The organism is Acidobacteriota bacterium (assembly GCA_026393675.1).
GTDB lineage: Bacteria > Acidobacteriota > Vicinamibacteria > Vicinamibacterales > JAKQTR01 > JBAXOX01.
Genome location: JAPKZQ010000033.1, coordinates 1 through 5772, shown reverse-complemented (window position 1 = coordinate 5772; position 5772 = coordinate 1). Strand labels below are relative to the sequence as shown.

The 5772-nt window shown below is 65.8% G+C and carries 5 protein-coding genes; all 5 read left to right on the top strand.

The features are described from left to right. Positions 1 to 541 precede the first annotated feature (541 nt). From NT151_08710 to NT151_08690, 5 genes are read left to right on the top strand one after another with little or no spacing between them, the layout of a single operon-like run. On the top strand, positions 542 to 709 hold the full coding sequence (locus NT151_08710) for a hypothetical protein (GenBank protein MCX6538999.1): 168 nt from the start codon (positions 542 to 544) through the stop codon (positions 707 to 709). 14 nt (positions 710 to 723) lie between these two features. Continuing rightward, the gene (locus NT151_08705) at positions 724 to 2322 is read left to right on the top strand and encodes a disulfide bond formation protein B (GenBank protein MCX6538998.1); all 1599 of its coding nucleotides are present in this window, start codon (positions 724 to 726) and stop codon (positions 2320 to 2322) included. 8 nt (positions 2323 to 2330) lie between these two features. Beyond that, entirely contained in the window at positions 2331 to 3440 is a 1110-nt protein-coding gene (locus tag NT151_08700; protein MCX6538997.1) for an alanine--glyoxylate aminotransferase family protein, read from the top strand. Between the two features lie 15 nt (positions 3441 to 3455). Then, positions 3456 to 4916: a trimethylamine methyltransferase family protein gene (locus NT151_08695; protein MCX6538996.1), complete on the top strand. Its 1461-nt coding sequence runs from the start codon at positions 3456 to 3458 to the stop codon at positions 4914 to 4916. Beyond that, positions 4913 to 5605 carry a hypothetical protein gene (locus NT151_08690; protein MCX6538995.1) on the top strand — a complete coding sequence of 231 codons (693 nt, stop codon included), beginning with the start codon at positions 4913 to 4915 and terminating at the stop codon, positions 5603 to 5605. The genes NT151_08695 and NT151_08690 overlap by 4 nt, the downstream gene beginning before the upstream one ends. Positions 5606 to 5772: the final 167 nt, after the last annotated feature.

Sequence of the window (5772 nt, the reverse complement as noted above, 5' to 3'; positions counted from 1 at the left end):
GTCCCGCTTCTGCTGGAGGTCTCACGACCTCACGCAGGGGACCGCGCTACCCTACTGCTCAGCGGTTCATAGGGGTGGGCTCCTTTCATCCCACGAGGAACACGCCGCTTCACGGCGCACCAAAACGCGCCTTGCCGGGACGTGTCGCCGACCTGACGGTCGGGGCCCCTACCCTAGCCCCGGTCCTGTCTTGGCCCTCGCGGCACGTTTTGCAGACTGACGCCCTTCGACTTCGCTCAGGACTTCGCTGTCGGCTTGGTTCGAGGGGCCGCTTCGGAAACCGTCCTCCCGCACGAACGCGCGATCAATCGCGCCCCCGGGTTTGTCCCGAATCCCGAATCCCGAACCCCGACCCCCGAATCCCGAATCCCGACTACGGTGTCCGCACTCCACTTTCCGATGCCGGCCGTTTGTATCACGCGTGCACCACCGTGGCAAGCACGCCTGCGTTGCTGATCGAGGCCGTCCGCTGGTAGACTCGGCCGTTCCTACCGGGTCTCAAGCCCCAGACCCCCCGGACGCCAGGCCACAGGAGGATCGCGTGGAATTCATGAATTTCGTCCTGATCTTCATCACGGCATATCTCGTATTCCGGAAGCCCGAGAGGGAGCGCCTCGCCTTCCGCCTCCTCGTGCTGAGCGTCCTGCTGATGGTGGGGCTCTTCTCGATGGCCACCCGGACCGGGCTGCTCCCGGGCGTGAATTACTGAGACGCAGGCACATCATGAATACCCAGCGCGGATTCCTGTATTCCCTCCTCGCGCTCACGGTGCTGACATTGGCCGCCATACCGGTTGGCACGGCCGTCTTCCTGCTGGGGTTTCTCGACGGCGATTCGCCCTGCGTGATGTGCTGGGAGCAGCGCACCGGCATGGTGCTGGTCGCGCTGACTGGTCTCTTCGTGCTCCGCTACGGACCGCGGCCGAAGTACCTCGGGCTGTCGGTGTTGCTGGGCGCGTGGGGCATCTTCATGGGACTGCGGCATACGGGGATGCACGCGGCGCGCGATGTGGGGCAGGGCTTCAGTCTCGAGATTCTGGGCGCGCACACCTACACATGGGCGCTCTTCATCTTCTGGGTCTGCACCGTCACGATGGGCGTGCTGCTGATGCTGCTCAAAGAAGGCGAGACGCGCGCCGAACCGCGCACCCTTCGCCCGCTCGAACGATTCGCCTTCGGAGTCTTTCTCGTGGTCGTCGCGGGCAACATGATCCAGGCGTTCGCAAGCACGGGGCCGCCGCCGTACATGGGCCAGAGCGATCCGATCCGCTTCTCGTTTGCTCCGAAGCACTGGGTGTGGTCGCTCGAGGAGTGGTCGCCCGCACCCGTGTCGCTGCGCGGTCGGTGGGCGATCGAGAAGCCCAGCGTGGCAGGCCTGCCGGCTGATCCCGCGGCCGGGCCGCTCGCCAACCTCCCCGTGCTGCCGATTCGCGAGCAGCGCGCCCTGGCCTTGCCGCTGCGGGGTAGCGTCACCGATCTCGCGTACGAGCAGGCGACCAATCGGTTCCTGGTGACGACGCAGTCCGGCGTCTACATCACCGACGGCTCGCTCGGACGCGTGGCGAGGTACACGGTCGTCGACCCGGGGTTTTCCATCGACCTGGGCCAGTTCGCGGGCGCGACGTTCCTCGAGCGCAGGGTCGTGATGGCGGTGGGCGAGAACAAGAGCTACGTCGTGCTCCGCGAGAACGACAAGGCCGACGCGGACAAGAACTTCCGGTTCTTCCTCGAGTCGTTCGACACGTTTGACGAGGTGTCGCGTTCGCGTCTGGGTACCGTGCGCGCGCGGATGATGTACACGATGTCGCTCGCCTTCGATCCTGCGACCAAATCTGTCTACACGGTGACCGTGCCAAACGCGAAGGTGAAGCGGTTCGTCATCTCGCGCTTCGACCGACGCGACCTGACGCTGTCGGAGGAGTTCATGCCGGCGCTCGCCACGGACTCCGGATTGCGGTTGAGCGGCGACAAGCGCTCGCTCGATGAGTACTATGTCGCGGGCGCAACCGTTGATGGCGGGCGCCTGTACGCGATCAGCGCGGCATTTAGTACGTTGCTGACCATTGACTTGACCACGCACAACGTCGTGGCGGCTTATGCGATTCCTGGTCTCGATCGACCGGTGGGTCTTGCGATTAAAGGTGACGACTTCTACATCGCGGGCGAGCGCGGCGCGCTGGCGGTCGTGCCAAGGCCCGCTGATAGTCGCACCGTCGTGACCGACGTCGCCGACGAGCAGGCGGGAGGCGCGAAGTCGGTACTGGCGAAGAAGGTTGACGCGAAGACGGGGACAGCCAGGGCAGCCCTCGGGGCACACAAATGACGGATCACGTGAGGCTCTTTATCCCGGGGCCCGGCGATGTGGACGGTGAGGTGCTCGCCGCGATGGCGCTGCCCGTCCAACGTCACTACGGCCCCGAATGGATGGCGACGTTTGGCGAAGCCCAGACGCTGCTGAAGCAGATCTTCGGGACGACCAACGATCTGTTCATCGTGCCGGGTCCCGCCTCCGCCGTGCTCGACATGGCGATGGGCAGCCTCCTCCCGAGCGGCCAGAAGATTATCGTCGGTCAGAACGGGTTCTTTGGCGATCGGTTGATGGAGATCGCGGCGGCGTATGCGCTGAACGTCGTGCCGCTGGCGGCGCCGATTGGCCAGCCGCTCGACCCCGGGGCGCTGCGCGCGTTGTGCGACGAGCACCCGGACGCCAGGGTCGTGGCCATCATCCACCACGAGACGTCCACAACCGTGTTGAACCCGCTCCGCGAGCTGGCGGCGGTGGCCCGTGCGGCCGGACGCGTGGTGGTGGTCGATGCCGTCTCGTCGCTTGGTGGGGTGGACCTCCCCGTCGACGCGTGGGGGATCGACGTGTGTGTGACGGCCGCGAACAAGTGTCTCGAAGGGCCGGCCGGCCTGGGCTTCGTCAGTGTCAGTCCACGCGCGTGGGAGGCGGTCGACAGCCACACCGGCGTGGGTCATGGGTGGTACCTGAACCTCAGGACCTGGCGCACGTACGCAAAGGAATGGGGCGCGTGGCACCCGACGCCCGTCACCGTGTCGTCGAACACCTTGCTCGGCGTCTTGACGAGCCTGCGGGCGATCGCTCGCGTCGGGATGCCGGCGCACGTTGCGAAGTACGCCCGCGCCGGACGGGTCATCCGCGAGGGCCTGAGCAAGATGGGCTTCGTGCCGTACGTACCGGAGTTGTTCGCGGCACCGATGGTCACGGCGTTCCATGCGCGGCCCGAGTTCACCGTGTCCGAATTCAGCAGGTGGCTCCTCGATGAGCGCCGCATCGCGATCTCGGGAGGACTTGGTAAACTGGCTGGCAAGATCTTCCGCGTGGGGCACCTCGGCAAAGCCGCCAGCGAGGAATACCTGACGGACTTTTTGGCTGCCGTCGAGGCATTCCTCCGCCAGAAGGATCTGCAGGGGCGTTAACGGAAAGGGAGACACATGAGACCGAGCTTGAGGTTGCTGGACGACACCTTGATCCAGCGCATTGTCGGCGAGGCGCGCGACATCCTGTGCGGCCTGGGCGTGGAGATCCACAACAAGCCCGTCCTGGAGATGCTGGCCGGCCACGGGGCCGCGGTGAACCTGGACGCGTGGCACGTCCTTCTCACGCCGGACATCATCGATCGCGCACTCAGCACCGTGGCGCATTCGTTCAAGCTGTACGACGCGCTCGGCAACGAGACGCACGATTTCGCCGACAGCAACGTCTACTTCACGCCGGGCTCGGCGGCCATCAACATCCTTGACGAGGACGGCGTCAGGAGTCGGAAGCCGACGACGGCCGACTACGTGAAGTACGCCAAGCTCGTCAGTGGCCTGGCGAACATCGCGTCGCAGAGCACCGCCCTGATTCCCGCCGACGTGCACGAGCGGATCTCGGATAGCTACCGTCTCTATCTCAGCCTGCTCTACGGTGAGAAGCCGGTTGTCACGGGCGCCTTCACCATCGAAGCGTTCGAGGTCATGAAGGATCTGCTGCTGGCCGTCAGAGGCAGCGCGCAGGCCCTCAAGGAGAAACCGCTGGCGGTGTTCTCGTGCTGTCCGACGGCGCCCATCAAGTGGAGCGACGTGACGAGCCAGAACCTGGTCGACTGCGCGCGCTGGTCGATCCCGGTGGAATTCATCTCGATGCCGCTCTCCGGCTTCATGGCGCCGGTGACGCTGGTCGGCAGCCTCATCCAGCAGACCGCCGAGACGCTCAGCGGCATCGTGATCAGCCAGTTCACCAGCCCCGGACATCCCATCCTGTATGGCGGTTCGCCGGCCATCTTCGACGTGCGCTTCGAGACGACGCCAATGGGCGCGATCGAGACGATGATGCTCGACTGCGCCAACAGCGAGATCGGAAAGTCGCTGGGCCTGCCCACGCAGGCCTACATCTCGCTGAGCGATGCCAAACAGCTCGATGCGCAGGCGGGGCTCGAAACCGGGATTGGGGCGGTGCTGGCCGCCTTGTCCGGGATCAACAGCATCTCGGGTCCGGGCATGCTCGACTTCGAGAGTTGCCAGAGCCTCGAGAAGCTTGTCGTCGACAACGAAATCTGCGGCATGACCGCGCGGCTGCTGCGGGGCATCGAGCCGAGAGAGGATTTCCCGTCGATGCCGCTGTTCCGGGCACTGCTTCGGGAGAAGCACCTCTTGATTGCGAAGCATACGCGCCGACATTTGCGCGAGGAGATCGCGTTTCCGGGCCCGGTCATCGACCGCGCCAATCAGGCGCGCTGGCTCGAAGACGGGGGATTCACGCTGCGCGAACGGGCCGTGCGGGAAGTGGCACGTCTGATTGCCAGTTACACGCCTTCGCGGGTGTCGGACCAGGTGCGACAGGATCTGACGTCGGTGATGGAGCGCGAGGCCCGACGCTATGGCATGGAGTCCCTGCCGGCGCGCGAGCAATGAGAGAGCGCATCGTGTTCTCGGTCGCCGAGGCGATGCCGCCGCGCGGCGATGTGCTCGAGCGTATGGGGATGGCGTCGCCGGCGGAGGTGTCTTCGCGGACGGGCGCGCTGGTCGAGTCGGCCACCGATGAATTCGAGCGGTTGGCCGAGCCGAGGGGCCTGGTCGACCATGTGTCCGCCGAGGAGTTTGCCACGGTCTATGCCGGCGAAGGCCGCAACAGCCATGAGACGCCCCTGGAGCAGATCTACCCGCGGGCTGACTCGCTGGCGCTGTTTGTGGCCACGCTGGGAGAACAGGTCAGCGCCAGGATTACGGAGCTCTTTGCCGCTGACGACATGGCGCGCGGCTTCGTGCTCGATGCCGTCGCGTCGGTCTCGGCCGACCTGTTGACCGACCGGCTCGCCGCGCGATACCGCGAGCGCGTGTCGGGCGAGGGGACTGCCGTGCTGGGCTACAGCCCCGGCTATTGCGGCTGGCACATCAGCGCGCAGCGCAAGCTGTTCGAGAGGCTGGGCCCGGATGAGATTGGGATCAGCCTCAACGACAGCTACCTGATGCAGCCGCTCAAGTCGGTGTCGGGCGTGCTCGTGGCGGGCGCCGGCCCGATTCACCGGTTCCGCCCGGAGTTTTCGTTTTGTGAGAAGTGCACCACGCGGCAGTGCCTGCCGCGCATGCGATCGGTGCGGTAGACGACGCGGGAGGCCGGGCTGGAGCCCGGCGATCCGTGCGCCTGTAAGTGTGCCATGACCCGAGAGGTGCAAGTCCTCTCCAGGCAAACGCTCTCCGGCCTGAAGCCGACGATTACTGCGCCGCCGCGAGGCGGGGTGGGGAGCTATCGGAGGCGAGCGACCAGTCC